This window comes from Chryseobacterium sp. SG20098 (assembly GCF_031844745.1).
GTDB lineage: Bacteria > Bacteroidota > Bacteroidia > Flavobacteriales > Weeksellaceae > Chryseobacterium > Chryseobacterium cucumeris.
Genome location: NZ_CP134622.1, coordinates 4,954,709 through 4,970,369 on the forward strand (window position 1 = coordinate 4,954,709; position 15,661 = coordinate 4,970,369).

Annotated in this window: 14 protein-coding genes; 8 read left to right on the plus strand and 6 right to left on the minus strand. The window is 36.2% G+C overall.

Going from position 1 to position 15,661, the window contains the following annotated elements:
• Positions 1 to 29 precede the first annotated feature (29 nt).
• Entirely contained in the window at positions 30 to 704 is a 675-nt protein-coding gene (locus tag RHP76_RS22620) for a hypothetical protein (RefSeq protein ID WP_311229131.1), read from the minus strand.
• Positions 697 to 2,475: an AMP-dependent synthetase/ligase gene (locus RHP76_RS22625; protein ID WP_311229132.1), complete on the minus strand. Its 1,779-nt coding sequence runs from the start codon at positions 2,473 to 2,475 to the stop codon at positions 697 to 699. Before RHP76_RS22625 ends, RHP76_RS22620 begins: the two co-directional genes overlap by 8 nt.
• Before the next feature lie 345 nt (positions 2,476 to 2,820).
• On the opposite strand from RHP76_RS22625, the gene RHP76_RS22630 reads away from it, so the two are divergent.
• Both RHP76_RS22630 and RHP76_RS22635 read left to right on the plus strand, forming a co-directional pair.
• Positions 2,821 to 3,960 (plus strand): acyl-CoA dehydrogenase, encoded by a 1,140-nt coding sequence (locus RHP76_RS22630; protein WP_120233159.1) that lies wholly within the window; start codon positions 2,821 to 2,823, stop codon positions 3,958 to 3,960.
• A 21-nt stretch (positions 3,961 to 3,981) separates the two neighbouring features.
• Entirely contained in the window at positions 3,982 to 4,347 is a 366-nt protein-coding gene (locus RHP76_RS22635) for a hypothetical protein (RefSeq protein WP_034695305.1), read from the plus strand.
• A 267-nt stretch (positions 4,348 to 4,614) separates the two neighbouring features.
• On the opposite strand, the gene RHP76_RS22640 is transcribed toward RHP76_RS22635, so the two are convergent.
• The 4 genes from RHP76_RS22640 to RHP76_RS22655 form a co-directional block, all read right to left on the minus strand.
• Positions 4,615 to 5,559, minus strand: coding sequence for a DUF4349 domain-containing protein (locus RHP76_RS22640; protein ID WP_311229133.1), 945 nt, complete (start codon positions 5,557 to 5,559; stop codon positions 4,615 to 4,617).
• Between the two features lie 356 nt (positions 5,560 to 5,915).
• Positions 5,916 to 7,511 carry a peptide chain release factor 3 gene (locus tag RHP76_RS22645; protein ID WP_062671139.1) on the minus strand — a complete coding sequence of 532 codons (1,596 nt, stop codon included), beginning with the start codon at positions 7,509 to 7,511 and terminating at the stop codon, positions 5,916 to 5,918.
• A gap of 148 nt (positions 7,512 to 7,659) precedes the next feature.
• On the minus strand, positions 7,660 to 8,382 hold the full coding sequence (locus RHP76_RS22650; RefSeq protein ID WP_311229134.1) for a hypothetical protein: 723 nt from the start codon (positions 8,380 to 8,382) through the stop codon (positions 7,660 to 7,662).
• 13 nt (positions 8,383 to 8,395) lie between these two features.
• Positions 8,396 to 9,085 carry a hypothetical protein gene (locus RHP76_RS22655; RefSeq protein ID WP_311229135.1) on the minus strand — a complete coding sequence of 230 codons (690 nt, stop codon included), beginning with the start codon at positions 9,083 to 9,085 and terminating at the stop codon, positions 8,396 to 8,398.
• A 108-nt stretch (positions 9,086 to 9,193) separates the two neighbouring features.
• On the opposite strand from RHP76_RS22655, the gene RHP76_RS22660 reads away from it, so the two are divergent.
• The 6 genes from RHP76_RS22660 (at position 9,194) to RHP76_RS22685 (ending at position 15,533) form a co-directional block, all read left to right on the plus strand.
• Positions 9,194 to 10,024 (plus strand): CPBP family intramembrane glutamic endopeptidase, encoded by an 831-nt coding sequence (locus RHP76_RS22660; protein WP_288442251.1) that lies wholly within the window; start codon positions 9,194 to 9,196, stop codon positions 10,022 to 10,024.
• Between the two features lie 41 nt (positions 10,025 to 10,065).
• Positions 10,066 to 10,641, plus strand: a complete 576-nt coding sequence (gene rdgB / locus RHP76_RS22665; protein WP_409193514.1) for an RdgB/HAM1 family non-canonical purine NTP pyrophosphatase — start codon at positions 10,066 to 10,068, stop codon at positions 10,639 to 10,641.
• 68 nt (positions 10,642 to 10,709) lie between these two features.
• Positions 10,710 to 11,624, plus strand: a complete 915-nt coding sequence (locus RHP76_RS22670) for a ribonuclease Z (RefSeq protein ID WP_311229136.1) — start codon at positions 10,710 to 10,712, stop codon at positions 11,622 to 11,624.
• A 7-nt stretch (positions 11,625 to 11,631) separates the two neighbouring features.
• Positions 11,632 to 12,402: a TIGR02757 family protein gene (locus RHP76_RS22675; protein ID WP_062671600.1), complete on the plus strand. Its 771-nt coding sequence runs from the start codon at positions 11,632 to 11,634 to the stop codon at positions 12,400 to 12,402.
• Positions 12,403 to 12,413: 11 nt separating this feature from the next.
• The gene (locus RHP76_RS22680) at positions 12,414 to 12,980 is read left to right on the plus strand and encodes a DUF1003 domain-containing protein (RefSeq protein WP_062671130.1); all 567 of its coding nucleotides are present in this window, start codon (positions 12,414 to 12,416) and stop codon (positions 12,978 to 12,980) included.
• Between the two features lie 192 nt (positions 12,981 to 13,172).
• Positions 13,173 to 15,533, plus strand: a complete 2,361-nt coding sequence (locus RHP76_RS22685) for a choice-of-anchor L domain-containing protein (protein WP_311229137.1) — start codon at positions 13,173 to 13,175, stop codon at positions 15,531 to 15,533.
• Positions 15,534 to 15,661: the final 128 nt, after the last annotated feature.

Consider the following 15,661-nt stretch of genomic DNA (forward strand, 5'->3'; position numbering starts at 1 on the left):
GTTATTCTTCAATCTATTTTATTAATGTATTACTCTTTCTTGTTTCCATAATGAAAGTTAATCTCCTTACACAGTTTGATGATTGCTTTTTTTCCAGACGGTTTGAAACCAGTAAAGGAATACTCATTATTTGTTCCCTTATTAAATATTTTATGTGTTCTGGCGGGAATTTCAATTTCTGTAATCGAAGTGTTACAGCTTAAACAAATACTGATCTGATTGATTTTTTTATTGCCTTTAAAAAATACTAATCCCAGATGAGGTTGAAAACATGCCGCAGAGCTTTCACCATAGCTTGAATTTTTTGCTAAAGCAGATAAGATCTGATCAGCTTGTTTTTGAGTCAGAAACTGTTGTTTCAAGATCACAGGTGTAAATTTTCCTTTTCTATCAATAGGATTAGGATAGGTCTCTTCGTCACCAGCAAAATCATAAGCAATAATTTTATCATAATCAAGCTTGTTAAAAGGAACCCCGTTTTTTACATTGGGTTTTATGGTTTCAGCAGTTTGAATATAATCATTCAATGTTTTCTCTTTTAAAGTGGAATCTGACAAAAGTTGTGGAATTTCAATTTTTTTCTCAGATATTGATTTTGTGTTTTCTATCTGTTGTTTACATGAAAACATAAAAAATACCAATCCTACAAAAGTGGATTGGTAGATGAATCTATGCTTACATAATTTCATTGAATAATTAATCATGATGATCGTACATCTTATTATACAAAGCAATAAATTTCTCTTTTACGGCCTTTCTTTTCAGTTTTAAAGTTGGAGTAAGCAGTCCGCTTTCAATGCTCCATACCTCAGGAGTAAGTTCAATTTTTTTGATTTTTTCCCAATTTCCAAGGTGTTCATTGATACCTTCTATTTCTTTTTCAATTCTTTGTTTCAGTTCAGGGCTTTTTGCAATCTCTTCAGGTGTGGAACCGATGTTGAGATTGTTTCTCATAGCCCAGTTTTTAGCAAATTCAAAATCAGGCTGTACCAAAGCACACGGCATTTTTTCACCGTCACCCACCACCATGATCTGCTCTATGAATTTTGAAGCCTTCGCTAAGTTCTCAATAGTCTGAGGGGCAATATATTTTCCTCCGGAAGTTTTGAACATTTCTTTCTTACGGTCAGTGATCTGTAAAAATCCGTCGCTGTCTATATGTCCGATATCTCCGGTTTTAAAGAATCCATCGTCTGTAAAGGCTTCTTTTGTCATTTCCTCATTCTGGAAATAGCCTTTAAATACGGACGGTCCTTTTACTGTAATCTCCCCGTCTTCCTGAATTTTAACTTTTAAATTATCCAATGGAACTCCTACGGTTCCCACTCTCATTTTATCAAAGCTATTAACTGAAATTACAGGGGAAGTTTCTGTTAAGCCATAGCCTTCCAGAATTGGAATACCAGCATTCTGGAACATCAGGTTGAGCCTTGTAGATAATGCTGCAGATCCTGAAACCAAAGTCACGATTTCACCACCTAAACCTTCTCTCCATTTAGAAAATACAAGCTTGTCAGCAATAATTTCCTGAAGTCCGGACGGTTTTGAAATGGTTTTCTTTTTGCTAATCAGATTCAGGGCCCAGAAGAATATTTTTGATTTTAAACCTCCGGCTGAAGATCCGGTATTATAGATTTTGTCATATACTTTTTCTACCAGTCTTGGTACTACAGTCATATAATGAGGTTTCACTTCTTTTACGTTTTCACCCATTTTTTCGATGCTTTCAGCAAAATAAAGAGAAAAACCATTGTACTGATAAAGATAGAACAACATTCTTTCAAAAATATGACAGATAGGAAGGAAACTTAATGCTCTGGCATCTTTGTAATCAAAGCCTCTCTTTTTTGGAATTCTTGGAATAGATCCCAATATGTTTGAAACAATATTATTGTGCGTCAGCATTACTCCTTTCGGTCTTCCTGTAGTTCCGGAAGTATAAATAATAGTTGCAAGATCTTCTGTGTTGATTGCGTTAGAAAGGTCTTCTACTTCAATTTGGGTAGATTCATCCTTACCCAGATCCAGAATTTCTCTCCAGTTGGCTGCTCCACTGATAGTATCAAAAGTAAAAATTCCCTGTAAGCTCGGAATATTGTGTTTTACTTTCATTACTTTATTCAAGAGCTCTTTATCAGAAACAAAACAATACTGAATTTCAGCATTATTGAAGATAAATTCATAATCTTCAGGAGAAATACTTGGATAAACCGGTACTGAAACAACGCCGATCTGAGAAAGTCCAAAATCCATGATAGCCCATTCTGTACGGGAATTGGTTGTAATCAAAGCAATTTTATCACCTGGTTTTATACCAAGTTTCAATAATCCTCTGGATATCTTATTTCCCTCATTAATAAACTCCTGTGTAGAAGTTTTTTTCCACTCCCCATGATATTTGGTTACAAACATATCCGTTTTAGGATATTTTTCTAAAGCATAGTGTGGAATATCGAATAATCTCTTGATCGTCATGATTTTTTACGTAATTTATAAAGGAATTTAAATATAAGCATTTTTTTTAATTGAAACCATCCGAAGGTAAGATTTAGAAATTAGTTAAATGCTTGCCATAACAGTTTGAATCAAAAAGGAGGCCGGAAGCCCTGAAGTAGGGATTTTATATTTTCAATGATTCTTTTATAATGGTTTATTTTTCTCCAGGTTTTTTATATTGCCTTCTTAACCCATTATCCGGAATCCCGAAACGGGTATCCGCCATCAATAAATCTCCCCAAACCTGCCTTTTTCCCGTTTTTAATTTATTTTTTCAGATTTGCTTAAAAAGTGTAAATTTACGGCTATCTAATTATTTTTTTTATGGACTTTAATTTATCGGAAGAACAGCTGATGATTCAGCAGGCAGCAAGAGACTTTGCACAGAACGAACTTTTACCTGGAGTGATTGAAAGAGACCGTGACCAGAAATTCCCTGCAGAACAGGTGAAGAAAATGGGAGAAATGGGACTTTTAGGAATGATGGTAGATCCAAAATACGGCGGTGCAGGTATGGATAGCGTTTCTTACGTACTTGCAATGGAAGAAATTGCAAAAGTGGATGCTTCTGCGGCTGTTGTGATGTCTGTAAACAACTCATTGGTTTGTGCCGGTCTTGAAAAATTCGCTTCTGAAGAGCAAAAAATAAAATATCTTACTCCACTGGCAAGCGGGCAGGTTATCGGAGCATTTGCGTTATCTGAGCCGGAAGCAGGTTCTGATGCTACTTCTCAGAAAACTACTGCGGAAGACAAAGGAGATTACTATCTTTTAAATGGTATCAAAAACTGGATCACGAATGGTGGAACAGCTACTTATTATATCGTAATTGCACAGACAGATCCTGAGAAAAAGCACAAAGGAATCAATGCTTTTATCGTTGAAAGAGGATGGGAAGGATTTGAAATCGGACCAAAAGAAGACAAATTAGGAATCAGAGGAAGTGATACTCACTCTTTGATCTTTAATAACGTAAAAGTTCCAAAAGAGAACAGAATTGGTGCTGACGGATTCGGGTTCAACTTTGCTATGGCAGTGTTGAATGGGGGAAGAATCGGTATTGCTTCTCAGGCTTTAGGAATTGCTTCAGGAGCTTACGAACTGGCATTGAAATATGCTAAAACGAGAAAAGCTTTCAAAACTGAAATCATCAACCACCAGGCGATTGCATTCAAATTGGCTGATATGGCGACTCAGATCACTGCTGCAAGAATGCTGTGCTTCAAAGCTGCGTGTGAAAAAGATGCAGGAAAAGATATCTCTGAAAGCGGAGCTATGGCCAAATTATACTCTTCTCAGGTGGCAATGGATACTACTATTGAAGCAGTACAGATCCACGGAGGATATGGATACGTGAAAGAATACCACGTAGAAAGATTAATGAGAGATGCGAAAATCACTCAGATCTATGAAGGAACTTCTGAAATTCAGAAAATCGTGATCTCCAGAAGCATTGCAAAATAACATTTATAAAACACACTACCTATGAAAAAATCTTTGTGGATCACCCTTGGGGTTGTATTGCTGCTACTGGGCGTATTTGTCTGGTATAAGTATTATTTTGTTTTCGGAGAAGGAGTAAAGTCCGGATACCTGAACTATGCCATGAAAAAAGGTTATGTTTTCAAAACTTATGAAGGCAAGCTGATTCAGGAAGGTTTTGGGAGGGGAAAAACAGGAACTATTACAAGCTATGAGTTTGAATTTTCCGTAGATGATCCCGAAGTTTTCAAACAATTGGAAACCAACAGCGGTAAAACTTTTGACCTGCATTACAAAGAGTATAATGGCGCGCTTCCCTGGAGAGGAAACACAAAGTTCATTGTAGATAAAGTAGTGAATATGAAATAAAAACAAATAAGGCTCTCAATATGAGGGCCTTATTTTACACCAAATCACAAAATATTAATATATGAAATAAAATTTCCAAATTTATTTTTGAACCTTGTTTCACAACGAAGATTCTTTACATTTTGCTTATACTTAAAGTTAAGAGTTATTTTTCTAATAAGCAAGCACTTTCTTTTAACGTTTGATAAAATTAAACATTAGTATCGAACTTCTATTCTAAACCTCATTAAAAAATTATTAAAATCTATCCTGAGTAAAGATTGAAACTTAGTGAGAATCGTTATTAGGAATGTTTCTGTCCTTCTTTTTATAGAAATAATACCCAATGCCGGCAATCAGGAATAAAGGCCATAATGGAAGGATAAACAGGAATATGGAAGTAATAACATCCCAGCCGGATTCAATGGCAGCCAGTGATTTTCCACCAAAGGTTTTAGGCTCTGTTTCTGTTTTGGCTTTCTCACTGATATTTACACTGATTGTGCAGATGGTATTGTCTGCGTAGTTTCGTCCTGAAACCTGAATATCTTTTGTATCAATATCTCCAACATTGCTATTGATACCCTCCATTAACCCATCAAAATGCTGTATGGGAACTTTGATATCCAGACTGTATACTTTTTGATCCTCTCCGTGAGGACTGGCTGATTCCACATAAGATAGATTTTCACTTTTGATATAACCGTTATTTCTGTTCGCTTCTTCCCGGATAATTTCCTTTACCGTTTCCACATTCTCTGCGGTTATAGAAAGATATCCTGATTTTACCATTTTATCTTTAGGCATATTCAGTTCGTAACTGTCATTCTTAGGCTTTTCTTTATAAATGATTTTGGTTTCTTTAATAACCTTTGGAGCCGGAGCTTTTACTGCAATCTTTTCAGTCTTCTTTGTTATAGAATCTTTTTTCTCAATTTTTGATTCCAGTTTTGTATTGGCAATTTTATCCGATAAAGAATCTACCATTTTGGAAGTGTTCTCTATATTTTGCCGGATATCATTTTTTGTGTTCTCAAAGTCTTTTATTTTAATACTTGCAGAATCCATAGCCTGGTCTACTGTTTTACTGGCATTTTCAACGGTTTCTGTAGCCACTGTAACCGCGCTGTCGGCTGAATGGATGGCTTCATGTATTTTATCCTGTGTAGCTTCCGCTTTTTTACACATAATGAAAGTGCTTGCTGCAGCAGTGAGTAAGATGAACTTTTTCATAAGATTAATTTTTTTGATGAAGTAAAATTAGAAGGGAAGTTCTTGTAAAGATTGTAAATGAAATGTATTGTGCTGGTAAAATTATAAGTGTTGTATTTTCAATCTTTTGTATTCGTTTTACAAAAGATTTACAAAGTGTTTTTCTGATTTTGGGGTATTGAAATGATTCGAAAGCTTTGTCTTTTCACTAAATATTAGTTCGGAAATCTAAAAATTCTCATCCTCCGGAGTGGTGGCAAAAAATTGAAAAATTTTAGACGAGGTGGTTTCATACGATATATTATAAAAAAATCCGCAGAAAAATTCTGCGGACCTGTATTGTAAACAATTTTGCCTTTTTGCGATTTGTCTTTTATTTAATTTTCTCTGAACTCACTGATGAAGTGTAATTTCACATTCGGGAATTTCTCCTGCGTCATGTGAATCGTGAAAGAAGAATCTGCAAGGAATACCAATTGATTGTACTTATCTCTTGCCAGGAATCTCTGCTTTAATCTTGCAAATTCCTTAAATTCTTCAGACTTCTCATCAGCTTCTACCCAACATGCTTTGTGCATCGATAACGGTTCATAAGTACATTTTGCACCATATTCATGCTCTAAACGGTATTGGATAACTTCGTACTGAAGAGCTCCAACCGTTCCAATGATCTTTCTTCCGTTCATTTCAAGCGTAAATAACTGCGCAACCCCTTCATCCATCAGCTGATCAATACCTTTCGCCAATTGCTTGGCTTTTAACGGATCGTTATTATTGATATAACGGAAATGTTCAGGAGAGAAGCTAGGAATTCCTTTGAAGCTTAATTTTTCGCCACCAGTTAATGTATCTCCGATTCTGAAACTTCCCGTATCATGTAAACCGACGATATCACCAGGGAAACTTTCTTCCACCACTTCTTTCTTATCTGCAAAGAATGCGTTAGGAGAGGAGAATTTCATTTTTTTACCTTCTCTTACCAGTAAGTAGTTTTCGTTTCTCCTGAATGTTCCTGAAACAATCTTTACGAATGCAAGCCTGTCTCTGTGCTTAGGATCCATATTCGCGTGGATTTTGAAAACAAATCCTGTGAAAGTGCTTTCCTCAGGTTTTACCAGACGCGTATCACTTTCTTTGGGCTGTGGCATTGGAGCAATATCAATAAAAGCATCCAATAATTCACGTACTCCAAAGTTATTTAAAGCAGAACCGAAAAATACCGGCTGAAGATCACCTTTCATATAATCATCACGATTAAATTCAGGATAAACAGACTGGATCAGATCAAGCTCTTCTCTTAATGTTTTTGCCGCTTTTTCACCAATCACATCATCAATAGATGTGTCATTGATATCATCAAACTTAATAGAATCTCCAACTTTCTGTTTTTTCTCCTCTAAGAATAACTGAATATTATTTTCCCAGATATTATAAATTCCCTGGAAGTCACTTCCCATACCAATTGGTAAAGAAAGCGGACAAACTGTTAATCCTAATTTTTGTTCTACCTCATCCAAAAGATCGAAGGCATCTTTACCTTCACGGTCCAGTTTATTGATGAAAACCAGCATCGGAATGTTTCTCATTCTACAAACCTGAACCAGTTTTTCAGTTTGTTCCTCAACCCCTTTTGCAACGTCAATTACAACGATTACGGAGTCTACAGCAGTTAATGTTCTGTAAGTATCCTCAGCAAAGTCTTTGTGACCCGGAGTATCGAGAATGTTGATTTTGTGGTCTCTATATTCAAAAGCTAATACGGAAGTCGCTACAGAGATTCCTCTCTGTCTTTCAATTTCCATAAAGTCGGAGGTAGCTCCTTTTTTTATTTTGTTGGATTTTACCGCACCCGCTTCCTGAATAGCTCCCCCGAAAAGAAGAAGCTTTTCTGTAAGAGTCGTTTTTCCGGCATCCGGGTGGGAAATGATCCCGAAGGTCTTTCTTTTTTGTATTTCTTTGATTAAGTCTGACATATCGTATTTTGAAGTTGCAAAAATCGTGATTTTTTACGAGGTTTTCAAATTTAAATGAAGACAATATTAATTAGACAGAATAATAGAAGGATACTCAGGTTTCGGAATGATGAATATAGCTGTGAAACGGCCAATAGCTGGCTTTTCTTCAATGCAGCTTATCAACTATTATTTTTACAAGCAACATAAAAACATACACCAGTCCGGCAGAAATCAGGATAACAAGGGCTGCTATGATATATTCAAATATCCCAAATTCTGTTTTTTGTGGTTCTGAACTGATATTGTACTGATCAATCGCCTGTTGACTTATTCTCAGATCCGGACGAAAGTGTTGAATCCCTTTTAGAAAATGATGGTATAGATCATATTGGTTACTTAAAATTACCAGTTCAAAATTGAAATCAACACGTATTGGTCCAATTTCTCCTGCTTTATTTTTCAGGTAGATCTGCAATGTCGTTTTGCTATATTTTATGTTTTGGGTATTGGATACATGTACATCGGTGGATGAGTTCTGAGCTGGCTGAAGTTCATGATATAATATGGTTTCAATGATTACATTTCGGTTGTTATAGAATGTTACTCCTTTTTCATCTACAATGGCTTTTCGTATCTTTTGCTTTTTTCTGTAAGTTAAAGCCATTATCAAAGCGATACAACAAAATATAAGAAGCAGTTGTGCAATAATAAGCGTGAAAAAAATGCCCAGATCCTGTTCTAAATATTGTCTGAAATTATTGTAAATAAGATTGAAAACAAACCCGATTACTACCATAATCAGAATGACAGCGATCCAGAGAATTCCCATTAGAAAATAAGTAATGGGTTTGCTGATTTTGGATTCTATGGTCTGGAACTTTTCAATCATATTAATTCTTAGCCTAAGTTAACAAAAAAACAAGCCCGCATATAAGTGCTGTAATAACAAGTGCTGCCAGAAATAAAAGCCAGCCTCCCAAAGAAATCCCTTTACTGTTCACTTTCCATGTTTCCGTATCAATAGAATAGCTGCGGAAAACGAGAGGATCTATCTTCAAATCAGGACGGAAAGTGCTGATGCCGTGTAGAAAATGGGCATACAAAGCAGATTTGTTTTTTACCACTCTCAAAGGAAGATTCATATCAATACGTCTTAGAGTTTCTTCTTTTTTATCTGATAAGACTGTTACCTGCAGTAAAGGAGTGATTCCTGATCCTACCGGATTGACTGTGTAAATATCAAAATTCTGTTTTGAAGGCCGGAGATCTGTGTAGAGGATCTGATCTGCAATTTCATTTCTTGAATTATAAAATAAGAGGCCGGTTTCATCAACCACAATTGTATGGGCCGGCTTTTTCCTTTTAATAATATAACGGATCGCAGGAATCAAAATCAACAATGAAAGTCCCCAACTGATCAAGGCAGGGTATAGCATAGCTTCAAACCCTCTTCTGTAAATTCCGTAAGCAGGACCTAAAACAAAAAGCAAAACGAAAGAAATAAACATCACAAAGAAAAGAGCATTCAGAACAACAGTCATCCACCTGTTGGTTGCAGACTCAAATCTTTGGAATGGAAATTCTGTATTCATTTTGTGATGTTCATGGATAAAGGAACGAAAATAAGAAATTCCTTTTTTAGTTGCCTGTAGCAGTCAAAAAAATTATCTTTGTTTCTCATAAACTTTTACAGAGAAAGGATGGAAAATAGCAAATATCCGAAGTTTACGTTCACATGGTTTGGCGGTGTTGTTTTGGTGGTTGGATTATTCGTGGGAACAATGGCCGTTTCTTTATTCAGCACTTTCTGGAAGGTTGTTTTCAGAGAAAATATTGAATTGAAAGACTGGTTTCTGATGGTAGCAAATTCTGTAGGATTTCTTACAGCTATTGCTTTCTTTGATTTTTTCATTGTAAGACGTACTACTCAAAAGAGGCTTAACTTCAACTTTTCATCGGTTAATTTTTCTACCTATCTTCTCATCTTTCCAATGATGGCGGGGATGATGTTTATTTCCGAATTTATTGCCGCTCAGATCCCAACCACAGGACCGTTTTTCGGTGACTTTTATGAATATTTTATCCAGCTGATGAGCCAATTGACAGATAATCCTGTTGTAATGATTATCATGACGGTAATCATGGCTCCGATTTTTGAGGAAATTATATTCAGAGGAATTATCCAGAAAGGATTGGTCAATAAAGGAGTAGAACCATGGAAGGCGATTCTGTATGCTTCCATTATTTTTGGCGTGGTTCACGGAAATCCATGGCAGTTTATCAGCGCTGTAATGTTGGGCTGTGTACTGGGATTGGTCTATCATAAAACAAAGTCTTTGCTGATGCCGATATTACTGCATGCGTTTAATAATTTAACCTTGTCGCTATTGGTGCTTTATGGTAAAGACGAGAGTTTTGCAAAGGTTCTTCATATTTCAGAATGGCTTGTGCTGGCTGTTGGAATTGTACTTTTCTCTTTGTTCTATTATCTTTTTATGAAAAAGTATAAAATACATTATGCTGAAATGTAAGTAACCCGATTAAAAAAATAAAATTGAAAATGAATATAGAAATGGAATTATTAGTAGCTACACACAACGAACATAAAAAAGAAGAAATCCAACAGATCCTGGGAAGTGACTGCGTGGTGAAAAGTCTTACCGATTATAATATTCACGAAGAAATTGTAGAAGATGGTGATTCTTTTCATGCTAATGCCCTGATCAAGGCCAAATATTGCTTTGAAAAAACAGGGGTTCCAAGTTTGGGAGACGACAGCGGTTTGGTAGTAGAATCTTTGGATGGAAGACCTGGAATTTTCTCAGCCCGTTATGCCGGAGATCACGACTTCGCAAAAAATATCGAAAAGGTATTGGAAGAAATGGAAGGAATTGAAAACAGGAAGGCTTATTTTGTGACGGTTCTGTGTTATTATGATGAAAATGGCGCTCAATATTTTGAAGGCAGAGTTCATGGAAATTTATTGACAGAAAATAAAGGTTTCAAAGGTTTCGGATATGATCCGATTTTTGTTCCTGAAGGATATGAAAGAACTTTTGCAGAAATGGATCCTGAAGACAAAAATAAGATCAGCCACCGTAAACAGGCATTAGACCTATTTATGGATTTTTTAAAAGTAACTGATTAAGTTTAAATATCAGGACGAAATCCCCATTTATATTTTCTGTTGTACATTTGTTATCATAAATTATTGATTTGAGTACTTATTTAACAATATTAGGTTTTAACTCTGCGATTCCGACCATCAATACATCACCCACAGCACAGCTGCTGGAAATGGAAGAAAGACTCTTCCTGATCGATTGTGGAGAAGGTACACAGGTACAGCTGAGAAAGGCAAAAGCAAGATTTTCAAAAATCAATCATATTTTTATCTCCCATCTTCATGGAGATCATTGTTTCGGACTTCCGGGGCTTATAGCCTCTTTTCGTCTTTTAGGAAGAGATATGCCCTTGCATGTTTATGGTCCTAAAGGAATTAAGAAGATGTTGGAAACCATTTTTCAGATTACAGAAACCCACCGTGGTTTTGAAGTGATTTATCATGAACTGGATAAAGATTATTCTGAAAAAATATACGAGGATAACAGGGTAGAAGTATACACTATTCCTTTGGATCACAGGATTTACTGTAATGGGTATCTTTTTAAAGAAAAACCGAAAGACAGGCATCTTAATATGAAAGAGATTGCCAAGTACAGCGAAATTGAAACCTGCGATTATCACAATATCAAAGCAGGGAAGGACTTTGTACTAAGCGATGGTTATGTCCTTAAAAATGAAATTCTGACTGTTGATCCGGCTCCATCAGTATCCTATGCGTTTTGCAGTGATACCCGTTATTTTGAAACTGTGATTCCTATTATTAAGAATGTAACGGTTTTGTATCATGAATCTACATTTTTACATGATCTGAAGGAAATGGCAGATTATACAGGCCACACCACAGCTTTGGAAGCAGCTACCATTGCTCAGAAAGCTCAGGTTGGAAAACTGATTTTAGGTCACTTTTCCAACAGATATGGAGATCTGACAGTATTTACTGATGAGGCAAGAGAAATATTTCCCAATACATTTTTACCAAAAGCATTGGAAAGTGTAAAGATTTAGAATGAATATGTTGAAATTTGAAGAACTCAGAGATTTTCTCAACGAAAAAGCAGATCAGTATAACGCTCCTGATTTTATTGAAAATGATCCGATACAGATTCCGCATCGCTTTTCTTTAAAACAGGACATTGAAATTGCAGGATTTCTGGCAGCAACAATTTCCTGGGGAAACAGAAAGTCGATCATTAATTCTGCAGATAAAATGCTTGATATTATGGGAAATTCACCCTATGATTTTGTCATGAATTATTCAGAAAAAGATCTGGAAAGTATTCAGGATAAAAGCATTCACAGAACGTTCAACGGACAGGATTTTTCCTATTTCATCAGACAGTTCAACAGAATTTATAATGAAAATGAAAGCCTGGAAAGTTTATTTAAAGTAAAAGAATCAGAGAATAACTTTCTCCACGCTATAGAAAGATTCAGAAGTGGTTTCCTGGAAACAGAGAAGCACAGAAGCCATAAACACATCAGTTCACCTTATAAGAATTCCTCTGCCAAAAGGATTATTATGTTTTTGAGATGGATGGTGCGTAAAGATAAAAGGGGAGTAGATTTTGGCATCTGGAAGAATATAGACCAAAAAAATCTTTCCATTCCACTGGATGTGCATACAGGAAACATCTCCAGAAAATTAGGCTTGGTTTTCCGAACACAGAATGATTGGAAAACAGTAGAAGAGCTTGATATTGCCATCAGAAAATTTGATGAAAAAGATCCGGCAAAATATGACTTTGCATTGTTTGGATTAGGAGTAACAAAGGAACTGTTGTAAAAATATAAAGGATGAAAAAATATAACGAAAAAACAGAAGTTCTTGAAAAAATAGCAGACAGCATTACATCTTGGATAGGATCTATTCAGTCCCTGATTGTTCATACTCTGCTGTTCCTTACCTCGTTTTTACTTCCGATGCTGAATATCGTTGATTTTGATAAAATGCTTCTGATTCTTACGACCGTACTTTCCCTGGAAGCTATTTATCTGGCAATCTTCATTCAGATGTCTGTGAATAAAAGCCACGAGAAAATTGAAGATATACAGGAAGATATTGAAGACATTCAGGAAGATATTGAGGAAATCAGCGAGGATATAGAAGAAATCAGCGAAGACATTGAAGAGATCAATGAAGATATTGAAGATATCCAGGAAGACATTGAGGAAATCAGCGAAGATATTGAAGAAATTAACGAAGACGAAGATGAAGAAGACCACAATGAAAGAGCGAAAAATGTAATGCTCAAGAGTAATGTGAGCTCGAACAAAAACGAAATAAAAGCCTTAAAAGATATTATCTCTCAGTTGCAGAATGAAATAGACCAGTTGAAAAAAGATGATAAAGAACCGGAATAGTGGCCGTTAAAGTTTAAACAGATCAATACGTTGATCTGTTTTTTTTGGATTAATTTCTGTTCAAAATGATTTGCGGAAAATGTAATAATAAGAAAAAAATGTTATGAATCTACCTGCTGGATTATAAAATAGTAATGTTAAAGGCTGATTTGGTATGATTATTTTTGCTACATTTGAACAAATGAAAACAAAATGTTAATCTATAGACTAAAAAACTATTTTTTCCTTTTTTCTTTTTTATTGATTTCTGTTTCTGCATTTTCTCAAACGAGACCTGTCAGAAAATCAGAAAGAATAAAACCTTCTGCCGCCGCTCTCAGGGCCGGAGCATTTATAGATGTGAATGTACCGCCTTACACCCCTTCAAATTATACTCCCGAGCAGTTGGTAAAGAATATTTTGATCAATGGCGGTACCAATTGTACAACAGCCAATGTTACCAACGTTACTGTATCTCCTAATCATGATGTGACAAACAGCAACAGATTCTGGGGGTATTTTCATAAAGGAACTACTAATTTTCCTTTTACGGATGGGATTGTCCTTACTACAGGATATGCATCTGAAGCTGGAAACAACTATGTAGCCGCTGTAGGACAATCAGTAGGAACAGGAAGTGATGCGGATCTTGTAGCCGCTACCGGAGCCAATGTAAGTTTAACCGATGCGGTAGCCCTTGAGTTTGATTTCGTTCCGAATTCAAACCAGGTAAAATTTAATTACATATTCGTTTCTGATGAATATACTTCCAATTATCCATGTCTGGGCTATTCTGATGCCTTTGCTCTTTTATTAAAGAAAGTTGGAGATCCTACCTATACTAACCTGGCCGTATTGCCGGGAGGTGCCGGACCTGTAAGTGCAACCAATATTGTTCCTGCAGGAAATGGATTCAGCTGTGGGCCAATTAATGCAGCTTTTTTTGGAGCACTGGCAAATCCACATTTAGTAATCAATTATTTTGGAAGAACAACTCCTTTAACAGCTGTGGCAGACGTAATCCCAGGACAAACGTATCATTTCAAAATGGTATTGGCAGATGCCAAAGACCCGTCTCATGACTCAGCAGTTTTCTTAGAAGGAGGATCTTTCGACGTGGGAATTAAAATTGTAGATGAAACAGGAGTTGTGTTACCAGGTACTATCAACATGTGTGATAATACTCCGAAACAGTTAAAGGCACAGGTAGCAGCAATTCCGGGAATGACTTATCAGTGGTATAAAGATGGAGTGGCTATTCCAGGGGCAACAAGTGCTGTGTATGTAGCTACCCAACCGGGAGTCTATACTGTAAAAGTAATGGTCCCGGGAAATCAATGTCCAAGTGAAGCTACTATTACCATTATCGGAGGAACGAGCCCTACCGTACAGAATGCTGAACTTAAACTCTGTACTACACCTGCAATTACCAGTTTTAATCTGGAAACAGCAAAACCTTTAATCAGTACAACGCAGGGAGCAGTATTCCGTTTTTATGCAAATCAGGCCGATGCACAGGCTCAAAATAACAGCTACATCACTAATCTCACAAACTACTCAGGAACAGATGGACAGATATTATACGTATTGGTTTCCAATGGAGCTTTCTGTAGTAAGATTGCAACATTAACTTTAAGAAAAGAAGAGACACCAACGGCTTTACTTACCGCACCAAGATTGAAAATCTGTGCCGGAGAATCTGTTTTGCTTACAGCTACAGGTGGTGTAACCTATGAATGGAGTGATTCAGCAGCCACTACCGGAGGAATCAGAACGGTAAGCCCAACTCAAACTACTACCTATACTGTATATGCTATCGGGGCACAGGGATGTAAATCTCTTCAGCCGGCACGTATTACCATTGAAGTAGTTCCGGCTATCGTTTCCAACTTAAAAGGAGGACATATCTGTCAGGGTGATAAAATCATTCTGGATGCAGGTTCTGGTTCAGGATATACATATCAATGGAGTTCTGGTGAAACAAGTCAAAGTATTACAGTCGCCACACCTGGAGAATATTCGGTAACGATCAGTAACGGAGTTTGTTCAAAAGAGTTCAAAACTCAGGTTATTAAGGCCGTGATCCCTGAAGTGATAAAAGTGGATTATAGTGAGAATGGAGTTATGATCGTTACAGCAAGTAATCCAAGTAATGGTATCCTGGAATATTCAGTAGATAACGGGGTTACATGGCAGTCTTCAAATGTGTTTAACAATGTGCCTAAAAATAAAGTCATTTCGATTAGAGTTAGGGTTAAATTTACCAGCTGTGTAGGTTTCCTTGAATTCTTTACATTCGTGATGAAAAATGTAATTACTCCAAACGGTGATAATATTAATGATGTCATTGATTTCAGCGGTGTGGTTAATTATAAAGATTTCAGCGGACAGGTTTTCGACCGATATGGAAGAGAAGTGTTCAAAGCAGCGAAGATCAATCCATATTGGGACGGATATTTCCAGGGTAAAAAGCTTCCTACTTCTACCTATTGGTATCAGGTAACCTTCGAAGATCCTGCAAGTAAAGAACTTACTGTAAAAACAGGATGGATATTACTTAAAAATATAGAATAATTTAAACTATAACTGAAAGACTGACTATTTCGTCAGTCTTTTTTTATTATTTTAAAATAAACAGAGTTGATATTCTAATATAAATAAATTTGCGTTAGTAATAATGTAAATTGTGTTAACTTGAATTT

Excerpts from the sequence above, each read along its gene's own strand:
- RHP76_RS22620 (WP_311229131.1), bottom strand. The coding sequence starts at position 704 with ATGATTAATTATTCAATGAAATTATGTAAGCATAGATTCATCTACCAA.
- RHP76_RS22625 (WP_311229132.1), bottom strand. The coding sequence starts at position 2,475 with ATGACGATCAAGAGATTATTCGATATTCCACACTATGCTTTAGAAAAA.
- RHP76_RS22630 (WP_120233159.1), top strand. The coding sequence starts at position 2,821 with ATGGACTTTAATTTATCGGAAGAACAGCTGATGATTCAGCAGGCAGCA.
- RHP76_RS22635 (WP_034695305.1), top strand. The coding sequence starts at position 3,982 with ATGAAAAAATCTTTGTGGATCACCCTTGGGGTTGTATTGCTGCTACTG.
- RHP76_RS22640 (WP_311229133.1), bottom strand. The coding sequence starts at position 5,559 with ATGAAAAAGTTCATCTTACTCACTGCTGCAGCAAGCACTTTCATTATG.
- RHP76_RS22645 (WP_062671139.1), bottom strand. The coding sequence starts at position 7,511 with ATGTCAGACTTAATCAAAGAAATACAAAAAAGAAAGACCTTCGGGATC.
- RHP76_RS22650 (WP_311229134.1), bottom strand. The coding sequence starts at position 8,382 with ATGATTGAAAAGTTCCAGACCATAGAATCCAAAATCAGCAAACCCATT.
- RHP76_RS22655 (WP_311229135.1), bottom strand. The coding sequence starts at position 9,085 with ATGAATACAGAATTTCCATTCCAAAGATTTGAGTCTGCAACCAACAGG.
- RHP76_RS22660 (WP_288442251.1), top strand. The coding sequence starts at position 9,194 with ATGGAAAATAGCAAATATCCGAAGTTTACGTTCACATGGTTTGGCGGT.
- rdgB (WP_409193514.1), top strand. The coding sequence starts at position 10,066 with ATGGAATTATTAGTAGCTACACACAACGAACATAAAAAAGAAGAAATC.
- RHP76_RS22675 (WP_062671600.1), top strand. The coding sequence starts at position 11,632 with ATGTTGAAATTTGAAGAACTCAGAGATTTTCTCAACGAAAAAGCAGAT.
- RHP76_RS22680 (WP_062671130.1), top strand. The coding sequence starts at position 12,414 with ATGAAAAAATATAACGAAAAAACAGAAGTTCTTGAAAAAATAGCAGAC.
- RHP76_RS22685 (WP_311229137.1), top strand. The coding sequence starts at position 13,173 with ATGTTAATCTATAGACTAAAAAACTATTTTTTCCTTTTTTCTTTTTTA.